This is a genomic window from Hamadaea tsunoensis DSM 44101 (genome assembly GCF_000428945.1).
In the GTDB taxonomy this organism is placed as follows: domain Bacteria; phylum Actinomycetota; class Actinomycetes; order Mycobacteriales; family Micromonosporaceae; genus Hamadaea; species Hamadaea tsunoensis.
Map to the genome: position 1 here is coordinate 348,493 of NZ_AUAX01000004.1, position 23,861 is coordinate 372,353.

Here is a 23,861-nt window from a genome sequence, read left to right on the forward strand (position 1 = left end):
GGCATGACCACACGATCGCTTGACACCGACAACAAGGCCATCGTCCAGCAGGCGCTCACGGACCTCGTCGCGACGGGAGACGTGGACGCACTCGGGCGAAGGCTGAGCGAGGACTTCGTCCATCACCGGCCCGACGCGTACGACCTGGGCAAGGCGGAGTGGCTCGACGCCGTCCGGGCCGCCTTCGTCCCGCTCGCCGACCAGCGGGTCGACGTCAAGCTCCTGCTGGCCGACGGCGAGCACGTCATCATGTACTCCCACCGTGCCCTGCCGGACGGCGGCCCGGAGGTCGCCGTCGTCGACATCTGGCGGGTCCACGAAGGACTCGTCGCCGAAGGCTGGGAGATCATCGAACCGCTCGCCGAGGCCGCCCGCCACCTCAGCTGGTGGAATCCTGCGGCCTGACCCGCGCCGAATCAGCCCTCGGCCGGGGTCCCGCGGCGGGCGCGGGCCGCCCAGATCGCGTACGACGGGTCGCGGTCGAGGTTGTGCCGGTCGCGGTCGTAGCGCCGCGTCGTGCGCGGGTCCGCGTGCCCCATCGCGTCCTGCACGTCCTCCAGCGGTACGCCTTCCGACCGGGCCGTGGTCGCGAACGCGTGCCGCAGCGAGTGCGGTGACAGGTGTTCCGCCGACGGGATGCCGGCCTTGACGGCGAGCCGGCGCACGAGGCGGAAGACGGCGTTGCGGTCGACCGGGCCGCCGGCGGTGGTGACGAAGACCGGGCCGGTGAGGTCCTCGACGGCGACCCCGGCGAGCCGGGCCCGGTGCTCCAGGTACGCGTCGAGCGCCACGCCCGTCCCCGGCGCGAGGGCCCGCCGCCGGGGTTTGCCGCCCTTGCCGACGAAGCGGACCGTCCGGTGCCCGCGTTCGTGCCCGAGGTCGGCCAGGTCGAGTCTGCACACCTCGCCGACGCGCAGGCCGAGGTCGGCGAGCAGGGCGATGATCGCGTGGTGGCGGGGTGAGTCGGCTTCGGCGGCCCGCAGCATCGCGTCGACCTCCGCCGGGCTCATGCCGATCGTCGCGGAGTGGTCGCGGGACACGCTCGGCCGGTCCGCGCCGCCGACCGGGTTGCTGGGCACCGCTTCGAGTTTGACGAGGAAGTCGTACCAGCTCGACAGCCCGGACAGCTTCCGGGCGACCGTCGTCGGCGCGAGCGGCCGGCCCGAACGCGGGTCGACGGTCGCTTCGAGGGCCCGCGCGTACTCGTTGATGTGGGTGAACTTGGCCTGCAGCGGCTCGATGCCGGTGGCGGCGCACCAGGCCAGGAACGACGTGACGTCCCGCCGGTACGCCTCGCGGGTGTGCGCGGACAGCCGCCGGTTGGTCAGCCAGGCGTCGGTGAAGTCGACGTACTCCTGGACGGCAACCGCGACGGTTCCGGGGGCGGACCGGGGAACGATCTCCATCCGCCCAGGATAGTGGGCGGATGTGACAGTTACCGGGTGTCCACCCACGTCACCTGGTGGGCCTCGGTGACGTCGGCCGTCTCCCAGCGGCGCACCATCCGCTCGATCGCCGCGTCGGGCACCGGCGCCACCCGGGCCCGGTTGCGGGCCGCCAGCACGTCCGGTGGCGCTTCGAGCGCGTACACGTGGACGCGGGCGCCGTAGGACGCGGCGAGCGAGACGGACGCGGAGCGCAGCTGGCGGGAGACGTTGGTGCCGTTCCACACGAAGGGCTGCCGCGCGCGCAGGTGGACGCGGGCCTGCTCGCGGGCGGCGGCGATGACGGCGCCCTGGTCGTCGGTGGGCTTGACCCGCATGGCGGCGCGCAGCGCGTCGAGACCGACGACGGGCAGGCCCGGCCGGTGCGTGGCGATCCAGCGGTCCTTGCCGGCGGCCGGCAGTCCGGACAGGACGGTGACCTCGAAGCTCGTGTCGTCGTACGCCGCCCAGCGGGGATCACGCCCCTCGGTGGCGAAGTACGCGTACCGGGCGTGGTCGTTCGCGAACGGCCAGGGCGCGTCGAGGACGCCGAGTTCGGCGCAGTAGTCGCGAAACAGCCCGATGTTGGCGACGACCTCCGGCTGGTCGCCGCAGATCCGGCCGAGGATGTCGGCGGTCGCCAGCAGCGCCAGGTCGAGATTGCTCGCCACCTGCGAGACCCGCAGGACGATCCGTTCGAGATCGGGCCGTTCGAGCGCCCAGAACGGGACCTGGTGGTGGCGTACGAGGGCGGCGACGTGCTCCCGGAACGCGATCGGCGCGTCGGACTCCCACAGGATCCGCCGGGCGAGCAGCTCGCCGCGCCGCGAGTGGCCGTGCGCGGTCACCGATCCGTCCGGCTGGTGCTGGGTGCAGTCCGGCTTGGCGACGTCGTGCAGCAGGACCGCGGCGAACAGGCGTACCCGGCGCTCGCGCGGCAGTGCCCGCCACTCCGCCAGCCCGGCGAGCGCCTCGGCGGCCATCCGCGTGTGGGTCGCCACGTCGCCCTCGGCGTGATGCACCGCGTCCTGCCCGACGCCCTCCAGGCGCCGGATCCAGCCGAAGGCGCCCCGGATCGCGGCCCAGTCGACCGTCCACTCCGGACCTTCCGGGCAGAGCTTCTCAAACATAGAGCACCCCCGGGTCCGCGAGGCCGTTGGCGACGATCGGGCGGTCGGCCCAATGCGTACCGGAGTCGAGGATCGCGGTCAGGAACGAAGCCCTGACCCACTTGTAGCGCTCCACCACCCGCCCGTCCTCCTCCACCTTGATGTACAGCCCCTCCATGTCGTCCGCCGTGTCGGCCGTGTGCACCTCTACCCCCGCGGCCGCGCACGCCGCCGCCAGCGACCCGCGCCACGCGACGGTCCGGCACGTCGAGGGTCCGATCAGCCCGGTCAGCTCACCCGCCGCCGTGAACCGGCCCGCCCGCAGAACCGGGACGCTCGCGACCGGCAGGCCCGCGAGCAACTCACGGCGCCGGTCGGTCGACAGGAATTCCCCTGTACGCGTATCCAGCACGTCGAATTCGCAGAAGTAGTGCGGCAGCGCGTCGTAGTACACGGTGTGCAGGGCGTACAGCCACTCGCCGTAGAGCACGAAACGGTCGGTGAGCACCGGGCGCAGCCGGTCGGCCAGGGTCGCCGCCCACGACTTGAACACCGCGAACTGCTTCTCCCGCGGCCCGCCGGCCAGATAGTGGCCGCGGGACTGCAGGCGCAGCGTACCGTCGGCGTCGAAGCTGATGCCGGCGTTGGCCCCGTCGAGCTTCTCCTCGACGACGAGATGCCGGCCGCGGACATGCTCGAACGGCACCTGGGCGAGATCGTGGTCGCCCGGCTGCAGGCGCGACCCGGCCAGATGCGGCGTACGCGGATACTTGAACACCGAATCGTTCTACGGCCCGGAAATCCCTTTGTGCCAGCGGTTTTACAGCCAGTACAAGCTCTGCCCGTGCGGGGCGCCGTACGCGTACGGGCGCCCGTCCAGCGCGAGGACGGTGAGGTACGGCCCGGGCGGCGGCGGGGCGGTCACCCGCGCGGCGATCTCCGGGAACGTCTGCGGGGACTCGTTGGCGATCCACCGGACCGGCAGGCTCGCCATCTTCCGGGCGAACGCGGCCCGCCCCTCCTCGTCCAGGTACGCGAGCACAGCCGTGTGGAACACGACCGTCGTCGCGTCGGCGGGCGCCTCCTCGACGAGTTTCTCGATGGTCTCGTTGAGGTCGCCGGACACGATCCGGGGCGGGTCCAGCCGGGCGATCGACACCGCCGCGCGCAGCCGCTCACGCCGGTCGGTCTGCTCGGGCCAGACGAGGCATTCGAGCCAGCGCATGTCGCCGGGGTCGGTGACGTCGAGCGGGTTGATGTCGATGCCGGCCCGCCAGGCGATCGGCGGGACCGCCGCCGGGACCGGCACAGGACCCTGGACGTCGCAGGCGAGCTGGACCAGCGCGGCCGGATCGCCGACGCGACGATCACCGTAGCGGTAGCCGTAACGGTCGGGAAGCAGACACAAACCGGCGGAGGTGCCGACCTCGATGAGCGCGAGCGGCTTGCCGGTCTCCGCGTGCACCCGGGCGAGCAGCGGCAGCACGGCGGCGCACCGGTTGGCCTCGTTGGTCTGCGTACGCCGGCGCAGCACGACCTCTTCGACGAGCTCCCAGCGGCCGAGGACGAACTCCCGGAACGGCTCGTACCCGCCGATCGGGCCGTCGAGCCAGCGTACGGCGCCGAGCAGGAGATTGGGCTGGCGCTTGGGCACGGGCAGTGTGGACAGCCGGTCGAGCAGCTCGTCGTCGGCCGCGACGGCCAGGCAGATCCGCTCGTACGCGGCCGAGAAGCCGGCCAGTTCCCGCCGGGCGAACTGCTCGTACGCCTCGGATACCGCGATTGCCGCAGGTGAACGTCCTTCCATGTGAGCACGGTAGGCCGGAGTCACCGGGATGCACTATGGTTTGCGACCATGATTCGCATCTCGACCAAGTACTTCTGGCTGACGTTCATGTTCGCCTTCTTCAAGCCGTGGCTGATCATCGACGGCCAGCAGGTTCGGCTGAACTGGGGCGACAACGACATCCCGGCCGCGCCGGGCGTGCACCAGCTCACGATCTGGGTTCCCTACCTGTGGAAGATCGGTCAGGCGACCTTCACGGTCGACACCACGGCCGCCGGTAGCGCGCAGGTCTACTACGCCGCCCCGGCGTTCACCTTCGGGTCCGGCGCCGTCGGCGTCACGCCGCAGGAGCCCCCGAACAAGGTGCTCGCGCTGATCATCTCGCTGGGCCTCCCGGCGCTGATCATCGTCTGCTGCTGTGGCTCGGCCATCCTCAGCGCGTTCAGCAACAGCTCCTCCAACTACTGAGCCGCACCGCAGAACGCCAGCCGAACAGCGAACGGCCGCGGGGTCATCCCCGCGGCCGTCGCCTTTTCTGCGTCTTTTCTCCGCCGTCGGCGTACGCGGCTCAGCCGTCGGTGAGCGGCAGCGCCTCCAGCGTGAACCGGGCCTTCAGCCACGGCAGCAGCGTCCGGTAGGCCACGATCGTGTCGGGCTTGCCGTTGTCGTGCGACAACACGATCGCCCCCGGGCGTACGCCGCCCTCGACCGAGCCGATGACGTGACTGATCATCGACGAGCCGCGGCCGAACGCCGAGTTGTCCCAGTCGCGGGGATCCACCGACCAGTAGATCGACTTCATGCCCAGCGACTGCGCGATCTGGACCAGCCGCGGCGTGAAGTTGCCGCCGGGCGCCCGGAAGTACTGCACCTTGGCATCCGGTGCGGCCGCGTGGATGGCGTCGATCGTCATCTGCAGGTCGCGGCGTACCTGTGCGTCGCTGTGCTTGGCCGGGTCGGCGAGGTCGAGCAGGTGCTGCCACGAGTGGTTGCACACCGTGTGCCCCTCGGCGACGATCCGGCGTACGAGGTCGGGCCGGTCCCGGGCGCGGAAACCGACCAGGCAGAAGGTCGCCTTCACGCCGCACTGCTTGAGCATGTCGAGCATCTTCGGGGTGTTGATCGGGTCGGGCCCGTCGTCGAAGGTGAGCGCGACGGCCGGCGACCCGGTCGTCATCATCGAACCGCCCGGGCCGGTGCCCTTCGCGGCGGCCCGCGACAGCGTCGCCTTGCCGGTGCAGTTGATCGCCTTGCCGGGCGTCGCCGGCGGCTTCGCGGACTTGCTGGGCGCCACCGACGGGGACGGGGAGACCGAGGGCTCCGGCGAGTCCGAAGGGGACGGTTCAGGCGACGGGGAATCGTCGGGCGACGGCGACGCGGGCGCGGCCGCCGAGGACTCCGGTACGAGGGTGGGTGTCGCGGTCGGGGTGCTCTTGCAGCCCGCGGCCGCGCCGGCCGCGAGGAGCAGGACGGCGGCCGCGGTCACGGCACGGCGCAGGGGTGCGAAAGATCGCAGCGTCACAATGGGCTCCGGGGGTGCGGGGGCGGCCCGACCATACCTCACCCATGCAGCGTCCAGGTAGATTTGATCTTCTCCTGAGGAGATCAAATCTAAGGAGATCAGTCCCCGAGGAGATACCGCTGGACGGTCGGTCCGAGCCAGCCGAGCACCTCGGCATCACTGAGCGCGACGACGGGCGGCAGCTTGAGCGCGTACCGGCAGAGGGCGAAGCCCAGGATCTGCGTCGCGACGAGGCCGGCGCGGCGGGCGGCCTCGCGCGGATCGGGCACCAGCCGCGCGACGACGGGCCCGACCTGATCGGCGAAGATCTCCCGCAGCCGCGCGGCGGCGGCGTCGTTGGTGGCCCCGGCGCGCAGCAGCGCGAGCAGCGTCTCGTCCTCCTGCCAGCGGGTCAGGAAGTGGCCGACGAGCCGGGCGCCGAGCTCCTCGCGCGGCAGCGTGCCGACGTCGGGCAGCAGCAGCTGGAAGTCCGCGGCCGCGGCGAACAGCTTCTCCTTGGAGCCGAAGTAGCGGATGACCATGGCCGGGTCGATGCTCGCGTCGGCGGCGATGGCACGGATCGTCGCGCGCTCGTAACCGTCGGCGGCGAACCGTTCACGGGCGGCCACGAGGATCGCCTGCTTGGTGACCGAACCGGGGGTACGCATGCGCCGAGTCTAGACAACACTTGTTGACCAGACCGTTGCGGCCGACGATTCCCGTCCGCGTGTGGCACCATGCACGCTCATGGGAGACGGGACCACCGGAGATCTGCGTACGCGTGTCCTCGCCGCCGCGGCGGCCTGGACATGGATACCGTACGACGCGGTCGTGGCCGAGAACGACGAGGTCACGCTCACGATCGTCGGCGAGACCGCGACCGTGCAGCGGGCCGAGGGCCACGACCCGCAGCGGCTGATCGTCGCCGCGCTCCGGCTGGCCAACCCGAGGGGCGCCCTGCACCTGCGCTGGGCCGTGCACCCCGACACCGAACCCGCCGACCTCGGTGAGGCGCTGGCCCGGCACGGCTCGGCCGTGGTCGAGGAACTCGACATCAGCGCGTACGACCTGGGCCAGGGGATGCCGGAGCTGCCGGTCCCCGACGACGTCGTGATCGAGCGGGTCGACACGCCCGAACAGCTCGACGAGGTCTACCCGGTCTCGGCCGGCGCGTTCAACCAGCCCCCGGCGTCGCCCGAGTTCCGGGCCGCCGAGCGCGCCACCCTGTTCGCCCCCGGCAACCCCGCGGTGCGCTACCTCGCCCGCGTCGACGGCCAGGTCGTCGGCTCCGCCGGAGTCACGGTCGAGGGCGACGTCGCCAAGCTGTGGGGCGGCGGGGTGCTCACGGCGTACCGGGGGCGGGGCGTGTACCGGGCGCTGCTCGCGGCCCGGCTGCGCGTCGCCGTCGACCAGGGCGCCTCCTTCGCGCTCGTCAAGGCCCGCACCGGCACCTCCAGCCCGATCCTGCGCAAGGCCGGCTTCATCGCGTACGGTCAGGAACTGCACCACGAGATCCCGGTACGCCGAGCCCAGCCCGGCCACTACGCCACCCTCCCCGCCAAGATCACCGGTTCCGGGGCGCTGTTCTTCGACGAGCTCGGCCGCGTACTGATCGTCGAACCGGTCTACAAGGACCACTGGGAGATCCCCGGCGGCGTGGCCGAGACCAACGAGCCCCCGGCCGAGGCGGCGCACCGCGAGGTGCTCGAAGAGCTCGGCCTCGACCGGGCCATCGGCAGGCTGCTCGTCGTCGACTGGTCCCCGCCGCGCGGCAGCCGCCCGAACGACATCCTCGCGTTCGTCTTCGACGGCGGCGAACTCAGCCGCGACGACATCGACCAGATCCGGCTGCAGACGGAGGAACTGCGCGGCTACCGGTTCTGCGTCGTCGACGACGAGGTCAACGAGACCGCCGGACTGCTGCCGCCGATCCTCACCAAACGGGTCGCCGCGGCGGTACGCGCCCGGGCGGCGGGCTCGACGGCGTACCTGGAGCGCGGCGACCCCCGCTGACGGCCGGTCAGCCCTGCCGGGGAACCGCGGCGCGGACGCGGGCGGCGCGAACGTCTCGGCGGTAGAGGATGTGCCACACCGCCACGAGGACGAGCACCCCGGACACGCCCCAGCCCGGCAGCGGCCCGCCGAACACCCCGAGCAGCAGGGTGACCGTCACCGACGGGACGCCCCAGCCGAGCATCCAGCGCAGCGGCGCCCCGGTACGCGCGCCGATGAACGAGGCCGTCAGGAAGTACACGGCCGCCCCGGCGCACAGCACCCACCGGTGGGCGGTCGACAGTTCGCCGTCGGGGTGCGCGGCGAGCGTACCGAGGCCGGCGGCGATGACGACGACGGACGCGGTCATCAGGTAGTGCGTCGGCAGCGTCAGCGGCAGCCCGTACGTGCGGGTGGTCGCGTTCGGCACCGCGCTCGCCCCGTACTGCAGGGTCAGGTACCAGATGCAGACGAGCAGGCCGAAGCCGGAGAAGCCGGCCAGCGCCAGCGGCCAGTGCCAGTCCGCGCCCGCGGCCGAGTTCACGACCTGCGCGACCGCCTCGCCGAGCACGATGATGACGAACAGGCCGAGGCGCTCGCCGAGGTGCGACCGGTCCGCGTGGACGATCTGCATGTCGGGCAGCTGCGGGACGACCGGCTGCGGGCCGCGGCGGTTGGCGAACCGGCGGGTCCACCGGCGCCGCTCCTGCTCGCGTTCCTTCTGCGCGTCCTTGAGCATCTTGTCCGGGCGGCGGGACAGGCCCACCGCGAACGCGATGTCCAGCACGATGCCCAGGCCCCACTGGAAGTAGTGCCAGTGCATGCCGACCCCGCCGTCCCACAGGCTCGACACCCAGGGGATCACCGGTACGAACTGCTGCGCCGCCGGCCACTCGGCCATCACCGCGCTCGCCCGCTGCCATGATTTCACGGCCAGGAACCGGCACGCGATGTACGCGAGGACGAAGTACTTGTAACCGGCGCCGCCCTCGGCGAACTGGGGGATCGACGCGGCCATCACGGCGATCCCGAACATCGCCGTCAGCACCGTCCACTGCAACGTACGCTCGCCGCGCACGTTCGCGTACAGGGTGAACGACGTCCAGACGCTCCACATCGCGTAGTACAGGATCGCGAACAGGAAGATCTCGCGCGGCCCGACGTCCTCGTGCAGCAGGTGCGCCAGCTGGGCGACGGCCGCCACGATGACGAGGTCGAAGAACAGTTCCAGCCAGGTCGCGTGCCGTTCCTCGGCGGCGGTCCGCGCGGGGGACCCGTCGGCAGCGGACTCCTCGGCTGGGGACTCCTCGGCGGGGGATTCGTCGACGGAGGGGATCGTCATGATCGGAATGATCGCAGATCGCCGTCGCGAAACCTGACCGCGGGTGTCCGGTTTGCCGCCGAAGCTGAGCACCATGACAGCGGAGAAGACAACGGGCAAGACAACGCAGACCAAGCCGTTGACGGGGAAGACCGCCCTGGTCGCCGGGGCCACGCGCGGGTGCGGGCGGGCACTGGCGATCGCCCTCGCCGACGCGGGTGCCTTCGTGTACGCGACCGGCCGCTCCACGCGTACGGCCAGATCGGAGATGAACCGGCCGGAGACCATCGAGGAGACCGCGGAGCTGATCCACGACGGCGGCGGGGAGGGTGTGGCCGTGGCGGTCGACCACCTGGACCGCGACCAGGTACGCGCGCTGGTGGAGCGGATCCGCGCGGAGCGCGGCCGGTTGGACATCCTGGTCAACGACATCTGGGGCGGGGACCCGTACTCGCACTGGGGTGAGCCGCTGTGGAAGCAGGACCTCGGCGACGGGCTGAAGGTGCTCGACGTGGGCCTGCACAGCCACATCATCACCAGCCACTACGCGCAGCAGCTGCTCACCGAGCGGCCGGGTGGGCTGGTCATCGAGGTGACCGACGGGACGAACGAGTTCAACGCCGACTACCGGGGGGAGTTCTTCTACGACCTGACCAAGGCGTCGGTGAACCGGATCGCGATGACGCAGGCCAAGCAGCTCGCGGAGGTCGGCTGCGTGGCGCTCGGGGTGACGCCGGGATTCCTGCGCTCGGAGGCGATGCTCGACGGTTTCGGGGTGACCGAGGCGAACTGGCGGGACGCGGTGAACGAGGAGCGACGGCATTTCAGCCTGTCGGAGACGCCGGGCTACCTCGCCCGGGGTGTGGCGGCGCTGGCCGCGGACCCCGAGGTCGGCCGGTTCGCCGGGCAGGTCCTGACGAGCGGACAACTCGCCCAGCGCTACAACGTACGCGACGCCGACGGCACCCAGCCCGACTTCTGGCAATACGCGGCCGAGAACAACCTGGACACCCCCGGCGCCGTCGACGACGCCAAATACCGCTGACCCGTCCCTTCTCGCCCCCGGGGCCGCGCCCGGGTCCTACCCGGGTCGCGCCCCACCCCAAGATCCCGTTTGGATCAGGGAAATCACCCGAATCTTGGCCCAAGATTACGTGCGAAAACCTGATCCAAACCGGATCATGGGCCCGGCCCCCAGGGCCCGGGCCGGGCGCGCGGAGCGGGCGGAGCGCCGCAGGCGGGCGGCGGACCGTTACGCGTTGCGGGCGGCCATGCGGGCGCCGACCGCGGCGATCGCCGCCCGCAAGGACGGCGGGTCGAGCACCTCGATCTGGTCGCCGAGCGCCACGAGCTGGTGCTCGGCGACGTGCAGGCTCTCGACCGGCAGGTCCAGCTCGATCCAGCCTTCCGCGTCGGGCGGCCCGGCGTGCGCCAGCGCCTCCTCGACCGCCCCGATCTCGGTGTGGTGGCGCAGGTAGACGAGGGCCCGGCCGCTGACCCGCAGGCGGACGCGCTCCCGCCACAGGGTCCGGTCGAACGCGGCCGAGGACTCGGTCCAGAATCCGGCGAGGTCGAATCCGGCCGGCCGCTCGAAGACCTCGCCGGTGATCTCCGCCGACACGATCCGCGCGACGCGGTACGAACGCGTGGTCTCGTCCACCCCGGCGACGAGGTACCAGACGCCGGCCTTGAGGACGAGCCCGAGCGGATCGAGGACGCGGTCGACGACCGTCTCACCCCGCCGGTACGCGATCTTCGTCCGGCGCTGCTCCCACACGGCGGTGGCGATGTCGGCGAGATGTGTCGGGGGTTCGGCGCGGTGGAACCAGCCCGGCGCGTCGAGGTGGAACCGCTCGGCGAGCTGGGCCGCCCGCTCCCGCGCTCCCGACGGCAAGGTGGCGAGCAGCTTCGACTGGGCGGTCACGATCGCCGCGCCGAGACCGAGGTCGGCCAGGGCGGTCGGCACTCCGCTGACGAACAGGGCCGCCGCTTCCGGGGCGGTGAGCCCGTCCAGGCGCGTACGCCAGCCGTCGAGCAGCCGGATCCCGCCGCCACGGCCCGGTTCCGACCACAACGGAACACCGGCCGCCTGCAGCGCGGTCACGTCGCGCAGGATCGTCCGCTCGGAGACCTCCAGGACGGCCGCCAGCTCCGCGGCGGTGGCGCTGCGGCGCGCCTGCAACGTGAAGAGCAGGGCGATCAGCCGCTCAGACTTCACGCCGACAGCGTACGGTGATGGTTGATGAAGCGCTACCGGGGGGAGATCATCACGCTGGTGGTGCTCGTCCTGGTCGCCGCGGCCGTCGCCTGGTTCTGGGACACCGGGCATCAGGAAGAGCCCGCGGCGCAGCCGCCCACCCTGCCGAAAAGCGGCGTGGCCACCAAGGCCCAGGCCGTCACCCTGCTCGGGAAGCTACCGCGGGAAGCCCAGTCGCACTGGGACAGTTACGACCGGCTGTCGTTCGGCGATCCCCTGTGGACGGACGACACCGACGCCCCGGGCGGCCACAACGGCTGCGACACCCGCGACGACGTCCTGCGCCGCGACCTCACCGGCGTGCGGCTCGGCACCACCAACCCGTGCGTCGTGCTCTCCGGTGTGCTCGCCGACCCGTACACCGGCCGGAAGCTGCCCTACGACCGCAGCCGCGCCTCCGAGATCGAGATCGACCACGTCGTCGCCGTCGCCGCGGCCTGGCGCTCCGGCGCCTGGGCCTGGCCGCCGCAGCGCCGCCGCGCCTTCGCCAACGACACCGACAACCTCCTCGCCGCCGACAAGACCACCAACCAGGACAAGCGCAGCCAGACCGCGGACAACTGGAAGCCACCGCGCGCCGCGGCCTGGTGCGACTACGCGAAGCGCTACGTCACCGCCAAGTCCCGGTACGCGTTGACGGTCACCACGGCCGAAGGAGACGCGCTCGGTCGGATGCTGTCGACGTGCTCCTGAGGGAACCATTCGCGTACGCGGAGTGTCTTGTGGTCGTGAAGCTTTCCCTCGCGATGACCGCTCTCGTGCTCCTGGCATCCTCCTGCACTCCGTCCGCGCACCCGGCACCTTCGCCGGCGGCGTCGCCCACGGTGTTCGGGCCGCCCGCGCAGTGCCCGCCGACCGCCACCGCCGCACCCGACACGCGTCAGGCGTACGGGGTGGGGGTCGAGATGTGGGCGCTGCTGTTCCCGACCGAGTCCGACCTGCGCGCCGGCAGGGAACTCAAGATCGTCGTACGGATCACCGGGCCCGCGGACGTCAGCGTCGGCGCGACCGGCCCCGGCGGGCGTACGCTCACGCCGGCCTGGGGACCGGAATGGCATGGGGGCAGCACCTTCGAGCATCCCGGCGGGGAGTTCGGAGTGGGCTTCACCTTCCCGGCCGCGGGCTGCTGGACGCTGCGGGTGTCGAACACCGCCGGGCACGGCGACCTGGCCCTGCGCATCGGGCCCTGACCCGTCGGCGGTTAGATGTCATCCATGGCCGAAAAGATCAGATGGGGTGTCCTCGCCACCGGGGGCATCGCCGCCACGTTCACCACGGACCTGCTCACCCTCCCCGACGCCGAGGTGGTGGCGGTCGGCTCGCGTACGCCCGCCGGCGCCCAGGCGTTCGCCGACCGGTTCGGCATCCCGCGCGCGTACGGCAGCTGGCAGGAGCTGGCCGACGACCCCGAGGTCGACATCGTCTACGTGGCGACCCCGCACAACGCGCACTTCGCCGCGGCCGAGCTGTGCCTGCGCGCGGGCAAGCACGTGCTCTGCGAGAAGCCGTTCACGATCAATCTCGCCGAGACGCTGACCCTCATCGACCTGGCCCGGGAGCGCGAGCTGTTCCTGATGGAGGCCATGTGGATGCGGACGAACCCGGCCATGCGGCGGATGCTGGAGATCGTCAACGAGGGCCAGATCGGCGAGATCAAGTCCGTGCACGCCGACTTCCACATCCCGGGCCCGTTCGCGCCCGAGCACCGGATGCGCGACCCGAAGCTCGGCGGCGGCGCCCTGCTCGACCTCGGCGTCTACCCGGTGACCTTCGCGCACGCCGTCCTCGGCATGCCCGACGCGGTCACCTCCTGGGCGGCGATGACCCCCGAGGGTGTCGACGAGACCACCGGCATGGTCTTCGGCTACGACTACGGCGCGGTCGCGGCGCTCACCTGCGGCATGACGTCGGTCAGCCCGGTCAACGCGCTCGTCTCCGGCACCACCGGGCACGTGGAGCTCGGCCCGCTGTTCTTCCGCCCCGACGCGATCCGCCTGCACCGGGCCGGCGAGCAGACCCAGGTCATCGACGTCCCGTACGCGGGCAACGGCATGGGCCACGAGGCGGTCGAGGCGATGCGCTGCCTGCGCGAAGGGCTGACCGAGAGCCCGCTGGTCACCTGGCAGGACTCGATCGAGGTGATGACGCTCCTCGACCGCGTACGCGCGCAGATCGGCGTCTCCTACCCGGGCGAGGAGCACGTGTAGGAGACGCCGGCCGTCACAGGACGCGCAGGACGACGGCGGTGGCGTTGTCGTTGCCGCCGACGGCCAGCGCGTCCGCCAGCAGCGAGGCCGCCATCTCCGCGGGGGCGGCGGCCGAACCGAGCACCTCGGCGAGGCGGCGGTAGGGCACCTCCTCGGCGATGCCGTCGGTGCACAGCAGCAGGACGTCGCCGGGGCGCAGGTTCACGTTCAGGACGTCCGGCTCGGGTGCGTCCGGGTGACCCAGGTAGCGCAGCAGGTGGTACCGCGCGGTGTGCGCCTGCGGCGAGTTGTGCGACCACCAGCCGTTGACCGCCCCGAGCCACGCTTCCGTGTGGTCGCTGGTCAGCTGTTCGAGCAGGCCGCCCCGCCACCGGTAGACGCGGGAGTCGCCGAGGTGCGCGATCCACGCCTGGTGCGCGTCGCCGACCAGGGCCGTCAGCGTGCAACCGGTCAGGTCGGGCCAGCCCCGGCCGCCCTCGCCGACGCGCCGCTGGGCCTCGCCGACGGCCGCGCGCAGGACATCGGCGTCCGGCCGGACGTCGCGGGTCCGTTCGACGAACGTGTCCACGCCGGTACGCCCCGCGAACGCACTGCCGCGGCCGGACCCCATCCCGTCGGCGACGACGAGCAGCGGCCAGCCGTCGGCGGTCTGCTCGACGGCGTACACGTCGTAGTCGGCGTCGTAGCGGTTGCCGGTCTGCGAGGCCCCGGCGGCGGCGTACGTCATTCGGCCGACGCTACCTGTTCGGGCGCGGAGTTTCCGGGGGACCGGTGGGTGGCGAGCACGGAACCGGCGAGCACGAGCACGAAGCCGACCGCGATCCCGGCCGTGAACTTCTCGTGCAACAGCAGTACGCCCAGCGCCACCGCCACGGCCGGGTTCACGTACGTGATGACCGTCGCGCGTACCGGGCCGACCTCGTCGATGAGGGCGTTGAAGGTGACCAGGGCGATCGCCGTGCACAGGACGCCCAGCACGATCAGGGACACCACGACCTTGCCCGCCGGCCAGTGGTCGGGGAGCTGGGCGATGCCGACCGGGGCGTACAGGACGGCTGTGAGCGCCAGCGCGACCGCCATGACGGCGGTCCCGTTCTGCTCGGCCAGGTGACGCGACAGGATGAACGGCCCCAGCGCGTACCCGATGGCGACGATCCCGACCTGGACCACCGCCCACGTGTCGCCGCCGGACAGGTCGAGGCCGACGAGCGCCGCGACACCGGCCAGACCCACGGCGAGGCCGCTGATCCGACGCGGGCCGAGCTTCTCGCCTGCCGGGGAGGGCTTGCCCGAGCCGCCAGAAGTGCGTGCCGTCGCCCAGCCGAGGAGCGCGCCGACCAGCGGTACGCCGGCGATGAGCAGGCCGGTCAGCGAGCTGGACAGCTGCTGCTCGGCGCGCGACAGCAGGAACCAGGGCAGGGCGATCTCGGCGCAGGTGAAGGCCAGCAGCGGTTTCCAGTGCCGGTGCAGCCCGCGCAGCCCGCCGTTGTAGACGGCGATCGGCATGAGCAGCAGGACGGCGACGGCGCACCGGAAGAACACGAGCGAGGCGGGGGTCACCCCGCCGACGGCGACCTTGATGAACAGATACGGCACGCCCCAGATGACCCCGAGGGCGACGAACAGGACCCAGCCTTTACGCGACACGCGATCATGCTGCCACGCGGGCCGGCCCGCCAACGCCGAACTCCGGCCACGTATGCGCGAGATCCCGCCTATCGCGCGGCCGCGAAGATCCCGTTTGGATCAGGGAAATCACCCGAATCTTGGGCCAAGATTACGTGCGAATCCCTGATCCAAACGGGATCATGAGGAGCGGCCGGTGGTCAGTGCGTCCACCTCTGGTTGGCGCCGCCGTTGCAGGTCCAGATCTCGATCTTGCTGCCGTTGGCCGTGCCCGCCCCGGTGACGTCCAGGCAGAGGCCCGACTCGACGCCCACGATCGTGCCGTCGGAGTTGAGCGTCCACTTCTGGTTGTTGCCGCCGTTGCAGTCCCAGATCTCGACGATCGCGCCCGCGGTGGTGCTGTGGTTCGCGACGTCCAGGCACTTCGTGCCGTAGACCTGCAGCGCACCGCCGGACGCCTGGGTCCACTGCTGGTTGGTGCCGCCGTTGCAGTCCCAGATGTTCAGCTGCGTGCCGTTGGTGGTGACGGCCCCGGGCACGTCGAGGCAGCGGCTCGAACCGACGCCGACGATCGGGCCGCTGGTGGGCGGCGGGGGACCGGAGACCGCCGCGATCGACATGTTGTCGAACTGGGCCGTCTCGCCCTGGCTGGTGCCGACGCCGACCTGCCCGACGCTCCACGTCGTGTCGGTGAGCGTGGCGACCGTCGCCGAGTCGATCTGGGCGGTGATCGTCGTGCCGGAGAACGTCAGCGCCAGATTGTGCCAGGTGCCCGTGCCCGGCGCGGTGACCGTGCCGCTCCTGATCGACGTCATCGTGTTGTTGGTGTCGTTGCGGTAGATCGTCCACGCGCCCGTGTTCGACAGCCGCAGGTAGTAGGCGTCCAACCCGGCCGGCCCGAACGCGTGCTGCCACGAGGCGCGGCCGATGATCTCGGCGTACCCGGCCTGTTCGAGCAGGACGTCGGTGGACACCTTGTAGTTGGACCAGCCGGTGTCACCGAGCAGCGCGTACGGATCCGAGAGGGTGTCCCAGGTGATCGGCGCCCGGGGCGACATCTGGCGTACGCACTTGCCGCCGCGGCCGCCGCCGCAGGCGGTCACCTCGAAGGCGCCCTGCATGTCGGCGAGGTACTTCGCTTCGCGCCCCGTCGCGTACGCGTCGTAGTTGTCGCTGAACGGCAGCGCCATGGTGGCCGAAGCCGGGCTGGTCGCGGTGCCCTTGCCCTGCCCGGTGGTGGTCGAGATGGTGTAGACGTAGCCGGGCTGGAGGGTGACCGTGTAGCTGCCGCCCGACGGCGTGACGTCGGAGGCGTGCACGAGGTACTCCGAGGAGCTGGTCGCGCCGACGCGGGTCGACCACACGTGGACGGTCCCGGTGGAAAGCCCGCCGGTGACCGTGGCGGTGAAGGTCTGCGACGCGGTCGCGTCCATCGTCTCGATCACCGTGCTGTAGTCACTCGTGCTGGGCGAGCGCAGGGTGACGTAGCTCCCGTTGGCGCGGTTGCCGCCGAGGTAGCCCGACGCGGAGTCGAGGTAGCGCCAGCCGGGCGCGGTGAACTGCGTCGTCTGCGCCATGACCCAGGCGTTCTTGCCGACCGAGTAGTTGCCCGACCACGGCTGCGCGGCGACCGCGACGCCCATGGTGGGGAACGGGATGTTCGGCGTGATCGCCGCGATCACCGGCCAGTTGATGTACGCGGTCATCTTGCCGTCGATATAGTCGCGGTTGATGCCCCGGGCGAGGGCGACCGCGCCGGCGTTGTAGTCGTCGGAGCCGTTCTCGCTGGCCCACAGCGTCTTGCCGGAGGCGAGCGCGTTGCTCGACGACGGGCAGTTGGACTGGCTGCCCCGGTACCCGCAGACGTAGTGCGAGCCGAGGACGTCCACGCTCGCGGCGAACGTCGAGTCGGCCACGACGTCGTCGGCGACGGAGAAGCTGGTGTCGTCGGCGACCACCTTGACGGCGGCGTACCCGTGGCTGTTGAGACCGGCCTTGAGGCTCTCGTACCAGCCCTTGTTGTAGCCGCGCTCGTTCCAGCCGCCGAGGTAGTCGATGGTCAGGCCGTGCGAGTTCTTGGCGCAGTCCAGCCACGCGATCAGATAGTTCACCATGTCGGCGGACCAGAAGTTGCCGTTGCCGATCCAACCCGGGGCACCCCAGGACAGGGCGGCCAGCTTGATGTTCGGGTTGCGGGCCTTGGCCTGCTCCATCAGCCACCACTCGTAGCCTCGGTTGCAGTCCAGATCTGTGCTGCTGTGTTGGTGGCTGGGCTCCGCGCCGCTGGTGGAATTCGTGTCCCCGCCGATCTCCACCTTGAGGATCTGCATGGCGGCGCCGTAGCCGGGCTTGAACAGGTAGTCGAGGATCTGCGAGCGTTGCGGCTCCGCGTAGTCGTACAGGAGCCGGCTGTTGCCGCCGCCACCGCTGATGGCCCCGACGCCGTCGAGCGTACGCCCGGTGGCGGAGCCGTTGATGGTGACCGTCGTCGCGGCGGCCGCTGGCGCGGCGGGCCCCAGCACGGTGGCGGCCGCGACCAGCGCGAGCGTAGCCACCATGACCGAACGTCGATACACATACATGGAGACATATAAACACTGACAAACGTAGATGGCAACAGCCTCGTCACGCGTCCGTAACCGGAGGTTCGCCCGGGGTGCTCCGGCGCCGGACCGCTCGGCGGCTGATGCGGCGGGCGATCCGGCGGATCACCAGGAGGCCGATCGCGGCGGCCCCGGCCAGCAGCGGATAGAACCACCACTGCGCCGCCCAGAACGACGGCGACACGGGCGGCCCGCCGAACTCCGCCTCGGCGAGCAGCGCCCGCGGTATCTCCGGGCAGCCGTAGCGGACCGGGATGGCCACCGGCAGCGCGTGCTCGCCGGTCGGATCCAGCGACGTCAGAACACATCGGGTGCCCGAGAGCGCGGCGACCGGCCGGCCGTCCCGCCAGCCCACGACGGTCGGATCGCCCGACCTTCCCCGGGCCGGCTCGTCGGTGATCCGGCCGGTGGCCGGGTCGGCGTACTGCAGGTGCCAGGGCTGATCGCACATGCGCAGCCAGTCGCACCGCTCGGCGGCGGCGAGCAGGATCCGGCTGCCGTCGGGAGTCCAGGCGGCCGGACCGCCGAGCCGCTGCGCCGCGGTGATCGTGAACGCCCGCAGCACCGCGCCGGTCGCGGTGTCCCGGACCGTCAGTGTCTGCGGCTTGTCGTACCGGCCCTCGACCAGCGCGACCCGCGTACCGTCCGGCGACAGGGCGGCCACGCTGCGGAACTCGGCATCGACCAGGCCGATCGAGCGGACCTTCCCGGAGGGGACGTCCGCCACGACGATCTCGGCGGGCCGCTCCGGGTCGTTGATCTGCTCGTTGGCCGCGTTGTACGCGATGACGCCCTCGTCGTGATCGATCACCGCGACGGCGTGCCGGCTGTCGTCCGACCAGGACCACAGGACGCTGTGCGGAGTGGGCAGGGCGACCTGCCGGCCGGAGGTGAGGTCGGTCAGTGCGGGGCCGAGGAAGTAGCGTCCGTCCGGCGACAGGCTGCCGGGGTCCTCGCCGCTGAACATGTAGTCGATGCGGTAGGAACCGTCGCGGCCGACGTAGACCTGGGCGGTCTCGAAGTTGAGGCTGTGCTGGGTCGGAAACCATATCAGCACGGGCCGGTCGGGGGCGCCGTCGACCGTGCGCTGCCACAGGTACGGCTCGGCCACGCTGGACGGAAGGCGTACGCCGGTGTCGGCGAACTGGGGTGCGCCCAGCCCGGGCAGCACGAACAGGGCCGTCAGCAGGGCCGCGAGCGCGGCGGCGAGACGCTGCCACCAGCGGGTCCGGCGCCGGCGACGGCCTTGTTCCCACAGGTCGTCGGGCAGGCGTACGCCGGGGGTCTCGTCCGCGATCTCGGTGAGGGCGGCCGACAGGCGTTCGGTCATCGCGACACCTCCAGCAGGTCGGGGGCGAGCGTGCGCAGCCGGGCGAGCGCGTCGCGGGTCTGGCTCTTCACCGTGCCGACCGAGACGCCCAGCGCGGCGGCGGCCTCGGCCTCGGTGAGGTCCTCGAAGTACCGCAGCACGAGGACCGCGCGCTGGCCGGGGGCGAGCCGGGCGAGCGCGTCGCGGACGGCGACGGTGAGCGACGGGTCGGACTCGCGGGCCGCCACGTCCGGCAGGTCGGCGACCGGGACCGCTTCGCGCCGGTGCCGCCGCCACCACGAGATGTGCTGGTGATACAGGGCCCGGCGCACGTAGGGCTCGGGATCGCCGCGCAGCTTCTCCCACCGGGACGCCACGTTGATCAGCGTCTGCTGGACCAGGTCCTCGGCCTGGTGGATGTCGCCCGTCAGCAGGTACGCGACGCGCCCCAGGGCGTCGGACCGGGTCCGCACGTACTCCTGGAACGTCTCTCGTGTCTCCTGCCGCATCGCCCGCACATTGTGTACACGCACGGCACACCTCGTTTGGAGGGGCCGCCGTCGCACCTTGTTCGGGCCTGCCTTTCCCTCCGCCGTCCCGACGATCTTGCGCGAATGCCTCGAATTCCGCGCCCTTTGCCCGGAAAGCCCGGACATTCGCGCAAGATCGTCGGAGGCCCCCGACCGTCCGGGAGCTGCGAGCGTCCGGACGGCCGAGGGGCCGGAGGCCCTCGACGGATCAGGCGGCGGTGCGGAGGAGGTGGAGGGTGTCGAGGATGCGCTGCCAGTCCGTGGCGGTCAGGTCGCGGCCGGCGAGCGCCCCGAGCGCCGCCATCGCCGCCAGGACGTCGGCGCGGACCAGGTCGCCGGTGACGCGGGCGAAAGCCGCAGCGCCCGCGAACTCCAGCAGTCCCGGCGGCAGCGGCGTGCCCGGCTGGTCGAGCTGCACCGTCAGGCGTACGCCGAGGGCGGCCGCGAGGCTGTTGACCGCGGTCAGCGTCGGGTTGCCCCGGCCGTTCTCCAGGTTGGCGATGTAGGGGACGGACAACCCGGCGTCCGCCGCGACCGAGGCGATCGTGCGGCCGGCCGCCTGGCGACGCGTACGCAGGCGGGCGCCGAGCTCGTTTATCTCCACGGAAGCATCTTGCCACGAAGTGTTCTGTCGGAATAGTGTCGGGCCGTGCTGCGCCGCCTCCTCGCCGCGACGACGATCGACTCCTTCGGCTCGTGGCTGCTCGTGTTCGCCCTCCCGCTGGAGGTCTACCGGCGTACCGGGTCGGCGATGTCCACCGGCGTGACGCTCGCGCTGCAGGCGGCGCCGGCCGTCCTCTGGGGACCGTGGGCGGGCACCGTCGTCGACCGGTTCGACCGCCGCCGCCTGCTGGTCGCCGCCAATCTCGTCGCCGCCGCCGGGGTCGCCCTGCTGCTCACCGACGCCCTCTACCTCGGCATCCTCGTGGAGAGCGCGGCCGTCTGCCTGCTCCAGCCCGCCCTGCGCTCGGTCACCCCGGTGCTGGCCGGATCGCCCGAGCGGCTCGGTTCGGCGAACGCGTACTCGGCGTTCGCGGGCAGCGCCTTCCGCATGGTCGGGCCGCTCGCCGGGACGCTGCTGCCGTTCGGGACCGCCGTCGCGGCCGACCTCGTCAGCTACCTCGTCTCCGCCGCACTGCTCTCCACCGTCGTGGTCCCGGCCGTGGCGCGCGCCGGGCCGCCGTCGATCCGCGCCGGGCTGCGGTTCGTCGCGCGTACCCCGCTGCTGCGCGGACTCATCCTCGCGAGCTGGGCGTACTGGACCGCCAACGCCGGGCTCACCGTCCTGCTCATCCCGCGCTTCGGCGGCCACGTCGGCCTGCTGATCGCCGGGCTCGGCGCCGGCTACCTCGCCGGCTCCGCCCTTTCCAAGATCTTCCTTTCCGGGTACGCGACGCGCAGCGTCCTCGCTCTCGCGTACACGATGGTGGGGTTGTGCTTCCTGGTGATGTTCACGGCCCCGGCGTTCGTCGTGGCGCTGGCCGCGGTGACCGTGGCGGGCGTGCCGGGGGCGGTCGCGACCGTCCTGACCGGACACCGCATGCAGACCGCGACCCCGGACGGGCTGCGCGGACGGGTGGCCGCGGCGTTCGGCGCGAGTGACGCCCTCGCGGCGGTCGCCGGAGCGGTGCTGGCGCCCGCGCTGGTCGCGGGGTTCGGGCTCGGCGGAGCGCAGCGGGTGCTGAGCGCGGCGATCCTCGGCGTCGCCGCCCTCACCGCGCTTCTGCGCCCCGACGCCGCGCCGGCGGGGCAGGATGGAACGCATGGAGATCAACCTGTCGGGGCGCCGCGCGCTCGTCACGGGATCGACGCAGGGGATCGGCCGGGTGATCGCGGCGGGCCTGGCCCGGGCGGGAGCGACCACGGTGATCAACGGACGGCGGCCTGAGCGCGTCGAGACCGTGCTCGCCGAGCTGCGCGCCGCCGACCCGGCCGCCGCCTTCGAGGGCGCGGCCGCGGACGTCGCCACCGCCGAAGGGGTCGCCGCGCTGCTCGCCGCGCTGCCCGAGGTCGACATCCTGGTCAACAACCTCGGCATCTTCGGCGCGGTGCCGGTCCTCGACGTCGACGACGAGCTGTGGCAGCGCTACTGGGACACCAACGTCATGTCCGGCGTACGCCTGAGCCGCGCGTACCTGCCGGGGATGCGGGACCGGGGCTGGGGCCGGGTGCTGTTCCTGGCCAGTGACTCCGCGGTCGCCATCCCGGCAGAGATGGTCCACTACGGCGTCACCAAGACCGCCCTGCTCGCCGTCTCCCGCGGGTACGCGAAGGCCATGGCCGGCACCGGCGTCACGGTGAACTCGGTGATCGCCGGGCCGACCCACACCGAAGGGGTCGAGGAGTTCGCCCGCCAGCTCGTCGGCGACGACCTGCCGTGGGACGAGGCGCAGCACGAGTTCATGGTCCACCACCGGCCGAACTCGCTGATCCAGCGGCTCATCGAACCCGAGGAGATCGCCAACATGGTGGTCTACCTCAGCTCGCCGCTCGCGGCGGCGAGCACCGGCGGGGCGCTGCGCGTCGACGGCGGCTACGTGGACTCGATCCTGCCCTGACCGCGGCCCGGTTCAGCGGTCGCGGGCGTACCCGAGCAGGCGCAGGATCTCCAGGTAGACCCAGATCAGCCCGACGACGATGCCGAAGGCCGCGTACCAGGCGTACCGCTTGGGCAGTTGCGCGCGCACACCCTGCTCGACGGCGTCGAAGTCGAGGATGAACGTCAGCGCGCCCAGCGCGATCATCGCGATGCTGAACAGGATGCCCACGAGCCCGTTCTGCCGCAGTCCCGTGTGGACGCCGAACAGGCTCAGGATCAGGTCGCCGAACATCAGGACCACGGCCGCGATCAGCGCGCCGATGAGCCCCTTCGTGAACCGGGGCGTGGCCCGCAGGACCTTGAACCGGTAGAGGATCAGCATCACGAAGAAGACGGCGAACGTGGCGGCCACCGCCTGCACCACGATCCCGTTGTACCAGTCGTTGTACTGCTTGCTGATCAGGCCGACGGCCGCCCCCTGCAGCACCGTGTACGCGGCGATCAGCAGCGGGTTGGTCGTCCGGCCGAAGCTGATGACCAGGCCCAGGATCAGGCCGCCGAAGACGCCGACGAGCAGGACCGCTCCCTGCCATTGCGCGGGCACCACGCCCCACGCGATGCCACCGGCCGCGGCCAGCAGCACGAGCAGGCCGATCGTGCGGACGGTGACGTCGTCGACGGTCATGCTCGCCGACCGGGCCGCCTCGACCACCGGGCCGGCCGTCGGGGCACCGGTCGCGCCCGGGGCGTACCAGCCGGATTCGCCGTAGGCGTTGGTCGCCGTCTGGGCCGGGGCGAGCCGGTTCAGGGCCGGATTCGAACTACGCACATCACCTATGGTGGCACGCCACCGCCGTGACGACCCGTGAACGATACTGATCGGTATGAACCTGGTCGCTCAGCTGTTCGCCGTGATCGCGGGCCTGATCCACGTGCTCATCTTCGCGATGGAGGCGCTGCTGTTCACCCGGCCGGAGGTCTACCGGCGGTTCCGGGCCGACCCGCACGACGTACCCGCCATCCGGCCCTGGGCCTTCAACCAGGGCTTCTACAACCTCTTCCTGGCCGTCGGCGCGCTGGCCGGGGTGCTCGTCGTCCACACCGGAGACCGGACCGCCGGGCGTACGCTGGTCGGCTTCGCCTGCCTGTGCATGCTCGGGGCCGCGCTGGTGCTCGCGGGCAGCGACCGGCGGATGCTGCGCTCGGCCCTGATCCAGGGCGTGGCGCCGCTCATCACCGTCGTCTTCCTCGTCCTCTGACGCCGCTCAGCTGACCGGCGGCACGCTCGGTACGCCGGCCGGCAGGCTCGGCACTCCCGTGGGCAGGCCGCCACCCGGCAACGGCGGCGTGCTCGGCAGCCCGGGAACACCGGGAACACCGGGGAGGCCCGGCACACCAGGAGCACTCGGTACGCCGGGCAGGCCCGGAGTCCCCGGCAGGCCTGGCGCGCCGGGAATCGAGGGCGGGGAGACCGGCAGGCCGGGCGGCTGCACGGGCAGCGCCGGGAACAGGATGCCGAGCAGGCCGGTGAGCAGTGCGCCGACCGCGCCGAGAAGACCACCGATGGCGTCCACGGGAGCCACCTCTCGCTAGGGGTGCGGGTCGCGGGGTGAGCGGCCCTTCCCGCAATTATGGGATATGTCGGTCAACCCGGAAA

The 23,861-nt window shown here is 71.8% G+C and carries 26 protein-coding genes; 10 read left to right on the forward strand and 16 right to left on the reverse strand.

Annotated elements, in window-relative coordinates:
* Window positions 1-3 precede the first annotated feature (3 nt).
* Complete coding sequence (locus tag G401_RS0109090) at window positions 4-405, forward strand: nuclear transport factor 2 family protein (protein ID WP_034591154.1); 402 nt, start codon at window positions 4-6, stop codon at window positions 403-405.
* 11 nt (window positions 406-416) lie between these two features.
* Here G401_RS0109090 and G401_RS0109095 read toward each other — a convergent pair whose 3' ends face one another.
* Genes G401_RS0109095 through G401_RS0109110 form a run of 4 tightly spaced genes read right to left on the reverse strand, consistent with a single transcriptional unit; the run spans window position 417 to window position 4,340 of the window.
* Complete coding sequence (locus G401_RS0109095) at window positions 417-1,406, reverse strand: tyrosine-type recombinase/integrase (protein WP_027342254.1); 990 nt, start codon at window positions 1,404-1,406, stop codon at window positions 417-419.
* Between the two features lie 29 nt (window positions 1,407-1,435).
* On the reverse strand, window positions 1,436-2,554 hold the full coding sequence (locus G401_RS0109100) for an AAA family ATPase (protein WP_027342255.1): 1,119 nt from the start codon (window positions 2,552-2,554) through the stop codon (window positions 1,436-1,438).
* A complete protein-coding gene (locus tag G401_RS0109105) occupies window positions 2,547-3,311 on the reverse strand; it encodes an RNA ligase family protein (RefSeq protein WP_027342256.1) in 765 nt (254 codons plus the stop codon). The genes G401_RS0109100 and G401_RS0109105 overlap by 8 nt, the downstream gene beginning before the upstream one ends.
* A 42-nt stretch (window positions 3,312-3,353) precedes the next feature.
* Entirely contained in the window at window positions 3,354-4,340 is a 987-nt protein-coding gene (locus tag G401_RS0109110; RefSeq protein WP_245601664.1) for a DUF2332 domain-containing protein, read from the reverse strand.
* A gap of 48 nt (window positions 4,341-4,388) precedes the next feature.
* Here G401_RS0109110 and G401_RS0109115 point away from each other — a divergent pair, with 48 nt between their 5' ends.
* Window positions 4,389-4,787 (forward strand): hypothetical protein, encoded by a 399-nt coding sequence (locus G401_RS0109115; protein WP_027342258.1) that lies wholly within the window; start codon window positions 4,389-4,391, stop codon window positions 4,785-4,787.
* Window positions 4,788-4,887: 100 nt separating this feature from the next.
* Here the strand turns inward: G401_RS0109115 and G401_RS57585 are convergent, their stop codons facing one another.
* Both G401_RS57585 and G401_RS0109130 read right to left on the reverse strand, forming a co-directional pair.
* Window positions 4,888-5,841 (reverse strand): polysaccharide deacetylase family protein, encoded by a 954-nt coding sequence (locus G401_RS57585; protein WP_245601665.1) that lies wholly within the window; start codon window positions 5,839-5,841, stop codon window positions 4,888-4,890.
* 98 nt (window positions 5,842-5,939) lie between these two features.
* Window positions 5,940-6,488 carry a TetR/AcrR family transcriptional regulator gene (locus G401_RS0109130; protein ID WP_027342259.1) on the reverse strand — a complete coding sequence of 183 codons (549 nt, stop codon included), beginning with the start codon at window positions 6,486-6,488 and terminating at the stop codon, window positions 5,940-5,942.
* A 79-nt stretch (window positions 6,489-6,567) separates the two neighbouring features.
* Here G401_RS0109130 and G401_RS54570 point away from each other — a divergent pair, with 79 nt between their 5' ends.
* Window positions 6,568-7,833: a GNAT family N-acetyltransferase gene (locus G401_RS54570; RefSeq protein ID WP_084556974.1), complete on the forward strand. Its 1,266-nt coding sequence runs from the start codon at window positions 6,568-6,570 to the stop codon at window positions 7,831-7,833.
* A gap of 7 nt (window positions 7,834-7,840) precedes the next feature.
* On the opposite strand, the gene G401_RS0109140 is transcribed toward G401_RS54570, so the two are convergent.
* Window positions 7,841-9,154 carry a low temperature requirement protein A gene (locus G401_RS0109140; protein ID WP_027342261.1) on the reverse strand — a complete coding sequence of 438 codons (1,314 nt, stop codon included), beginning with the start codon at window positions 9,152-9,154 and terminating at the stop codon, window positions 7,841-7,843.
* Between the two features lie 73 nt (window positions 9,155-9,227).
* Here G401_RS0109140 and G401_RS0109145 point away from each other — a divergent pair, with 73 nt between their 5' ends.
* Complete coding sequence (locus G401_RS0109145; protein ID WP_051366438.1) at window positions 9,228-10,178, forward strand: SDR family oxidoreductase; 951 nt, start codon at window positions 9,228-9,230, stop codon at window positions 10,176-10,178.
* A gap of 207 nt (window positions 10,179-10,385) precedes the next feature.
* Here G401_RS0109145 and G401_RS0109150 read toward each other — a convergent pair whose 3' ends face one another.
* Window positions 10,386-11,351, reverse strand: coding sequence for a helix-turn-helix transcriptional regulator (locus G401_RS0109150; protein WP_027342263.1), 966 nt, complete (start codon window positions 11,349-11,351; stop codon window positions 10,386-10,388).
* Window positions 11,352-11,375: 24 nt separating this feature from the next.
* Here G401_RS0109150 and G401_RS44510 point away from each other — a divergent pair, with 24 nt between their 5' ends.
* Genes G401_RS44510 through G401_RS0109165 form a run of 3 tightly spaced genes read left to right on the forward strand, consistent with a single transcriptional unit; the run spans window position 11,376 to window position 13,597 of the window.
* Window positions 11,376-12,083, forward strand: a complete 708-nt coding sequence (locus tag G401_RS44510; protein WP_051366396.1) for an HNH endonuclease family protein — start codon at window positions 11,376-11,378, stop codon at window positions 12,081-12,083.
* A 35-nt stretch (window positions 12,084-12,118) separates the two neighbouring features.
* Entirely contained in the window at window positions 12,119-12,580 is a 462-nt protein-coding gene (locus G401_RS0109160; RefSeq protein ID WP_157545500.1) for a hypothetical protein, read from the forward strand.
* 24 nt (window positions 12,581-12,604) lie between these two features.
* Window positions 12,605-13,597 (forward strand): Gfo/Idh/MocA family protein, encoded by a 993-nt coding sequence (locus G401_RS0109165; RefSeq protein WP_027342265.1) that lies wholly within the window; start codon window positions 12,605-12,607, stop codon window positions 13,595-13,597.
* A gap of 13 nt (window positions 13,598-13,610) precedes the next feature.
* On the opposite strand, the gene G401_RS0109170 is transcribed toward G401_RS0109165, so the two are convergent.
* From G401_RS0109170 to G401_RS56680, 6 genes are all read right to left on the reverse strand, one after another.
* Window positions 13,611-14,324 (reverse strand): PP2C family protein-serine/threonine phosphatase, encoded by a 714-nt coding sequence (locus G401_RS0109170; RefSeq protein WP_027342266.1) that lies wholly within the window; start codon window positions 14,322-14,324, stop codon window positions 13,611-13,613.
* Entirely contained in the window at window positions 14,321-15,244 is a 924-nt protein-coding gene (locus G401_RS44515) for a DMT family transporter (RefSeq protein WP_051366397.1), read from the reverse strand. The genes G401_RS0109170 and G401_RS44515 overlap by 4 nt, the downstream gene beginning before the upstream one ends.
* Before the next feature lie 179 nt (window positions 15,245-15,423).
* Window positions 15,424-17,781: a ricin-type beta-trefoil lectin domain protein gene (locus G401_RS0109180; RefSeq protein ID WP_051366398.1), complete on the reverse strand. Its 2,358-nt coding sequence runs from the start codon at window positions 17,779-17,781 to the stop codon at window positions 15,424-15,426.
* Between the two features lie 67 nt (window positions 17,782-17,848).
* Window positions 17,849-19,156 carry a TolB family protein gene (locus G401_RS0109185; protein ID WP_027342268.1) on the reverse strand — a complete coding sequence of 436 codons (1,308 nt, stop codon included), beginning with the start codon at window positions 19,154-19,156 and terminating at the stop codon, window positions 17,849-17,851.
* Window positions 19,153-19,644: a SigE family RNA polymerase sigma factor gene (locus G401_RS0109190; RefSeq protein ID WP_027342269.1), complete on the reverse strand. Its 492-nt coding sequence runs from the start codon at window positions 19,642-19,644 to the stop codon at window positions 19,153-19,155. Before G401_RS0109190 ends, G401_RS0109185 begins: the two co-directional genes overlap by 4 nt.
* A gap of 229 nt (window positions 19,645-19,873) precedes the next feature.
* Window positions 19,874-20,269: a helix-turn-helix domain-containing protein gene (locus G401_RS56680; RefSeq protein ID WP_034591040.1), complete on the reverse strand. Its 396-nt coding sequence runs from the start codon at window positions 20,267-20,269 to the stop codon at window positions 19,874-19,876.
* A gap of 45 nt (window positions 20,270-20,314) precedes the next feature.
* Here G401_RS56680 and G401_RS57590 point away from each other — a divergent pair, with 45 nt between their 5' ends.
* On the forward strand, window positions 20,315-21,553 hold the full coding sequence (locus G401_RS57590) for an MFS transporter (RefSeq protein ID WP_027342270.1): 1,239 nt from the start codon (window positions 20,315-20,317) through the stop codon (window positions 21,551-21,553).
* Entirely contained in the window at window positions 21,435-22,223 is a 789-nt protein-coding gene (locus G401_RS0109205; protein WP_245601677.1) for an SDR family NAD(P)-dependent oxidoreductase, read from the forward strand. Before G401_RS57590 ends, G401_RS0109205 begins: the two co-directional genes overlap by 119 nt.
* A 12-nt stretch (window positions 22,224-22,235) precedes the next feature.
* Here G401_RS0109205 and G401_RS0109210 read toward each other — a convergent pair whose 3' ends face one another.
* Window positions 22,236-23,033 carry a Bax inhibitor-1/YccA family protein gene (locus G401_RS0109210; RefSeq protein ID WP_027342272.1) on the reverse strand — a complete coding sequence of 266 codons (798 nt, stop codon included), beginning with the start codon at window positions 23,031-23,033 and terminating at the stop codon, window positions 22,236-22,238.
* 55 nt (window positions 23,034-23,088) lie between these two features.
* On the opposite strand from G401_RS0109210, the gene G401_RS0109215 reads away from it, so the two are divergent.
* On the forward strand, window positions 23,089-23,463 hold the full coding sequence (locus G401_RS0109215; RefSeq protein ID WP_027342273.1) for a DUF1304 domain-containing protein: 375 nt from the start codon (window positions 23,089-23,091) through the stop codon (window positions 23,461-23,463).
* A gap of 6 nt (window positions 23,464-23,469) precedes the next feature.
* On the opposite strand, the gene G401_RS55685 is transcribed toward G401_RS0109215, so the two are convergent.
* The gene (locus G401_RS55685; protein WP_027342274.1) at window positions 23,470-23,778 is read right to left on the reverse strand and encodes a collagen-like protein; all 309 of its coding nucleotides are present in this window, start codon (window positions 23,776-23,778) and stop codon (window positions 23,470-23,472) included.
* Window positions 23,779-23,861: the final 83 nt, after the last annotated feature.

Coding starts and splice junctions, on each gene's coding strand:
- G401_RS0109090 (WP_034591154.1), top strand. CDS start 4: ATGACCACACGATCGCTTGACACCGACAACAAGGCCATCGTCCAGCAG.
- G401_RS0109180 (WP_051366398.1), bottom strand. CDS start 17,781: ATGGTGGCTACGCTCGCGCTGGTCGCGGCCGCCACCGTGCTGGGGCCC.
- G401_RS0109115 (WP_027342258.1), top strand. CDS start 4,389: ATGATTCGCATCTCGACCAAGTACTTCTGGCTGACGTTCATGTTCGCC.
- G401_RS0109190 (WP_027342269.1), bottom strand. CDS start 19,644: ATGCGGCAGGAGACACGAGAGACGTTCCAGGAGTACGTGCGGACCCGG.
- G401_RS0109130 (WP_027342259.1), bottom strand. CDS start 6,488: ATGCGTACCCCCGGTTCGGTCACCAAGCAGGCGATCCTCGTGGCCGCC.
- G401_RS0109170 (WP_027342266.1), bottom strand. CDS start 14,324: ATGACGTACGCCGCCGCCGGGGCCTCGCAGACCGGCAACCGCTACGAC.
- G401_RS0109165 (WP_027342265.1), top strand. CDS start 12,605: ATGGCCGAAAAGATCAGATGGGGTGTCCTCGCCACCGGGGGCATCGCC.
- G401_RS54570 (WP_084556974.1), top strand. CDS start 6,568: ATGGGAGACGGGACCACCGGAGATCTGCGTACGCGTGTCCTCGCCGCC.
- G401_RS0109215 (WP_027342273.1), top strand. CDS start 23,089: ATGAACCTGGTCGCTCAGCTGTTCGCCGTGATCGCGGGCCTGATCCAC.
- G401_RS0109185 (WP_027342268.1), bottom strand. CDS start 19,156: ATGACCGAACGCCTGTCGGCCGCCCTCACCGAGATCGCGGACGAGACC.
- G401_RS0109145 (WP_051366438.1), top strand. CDS start 9,228: ATGACAGCGGAGAAGACAACGGGCAAGACAACGCAGACCAAGCCGTTG.
- G401_RS0109110 (WP_245601664.1), bottom strand. CDS start 4,340: ATGGAAGGACGTTCACCTGCGGCAATCGCGGTATCCGAGGCGTACGAG.
- G401_RS0109095 (WP_027342254.1), bottom strand. CDS start 1,406: ATGGAGATCGTTCCCCGGTCCGCCCCCGGAACCGTCGCGGTTGCCGTC.
- G401_RS44510 (WP_051366396.1), top strand. CDS start 11,376: ATGAAGCGCTACCGGGGGGAGATCATCACGCTGGTGGTGCTCGTCCTG.
- G401_RS0109100 (WP_027342255.1), bottom strand. CDS start 2,554: ATGTTTGAGAAGCTCTGCCCGGAAGGTCCGGAGTGGACGGTCGACTGG.
- G401_RS0109140 (WP_027342261.1), bottom strand. CDS start 9,154: ATGACGATCCCCTCCGTCGACGAATCCCCCGCCGAGGAGTCCCCAGCC.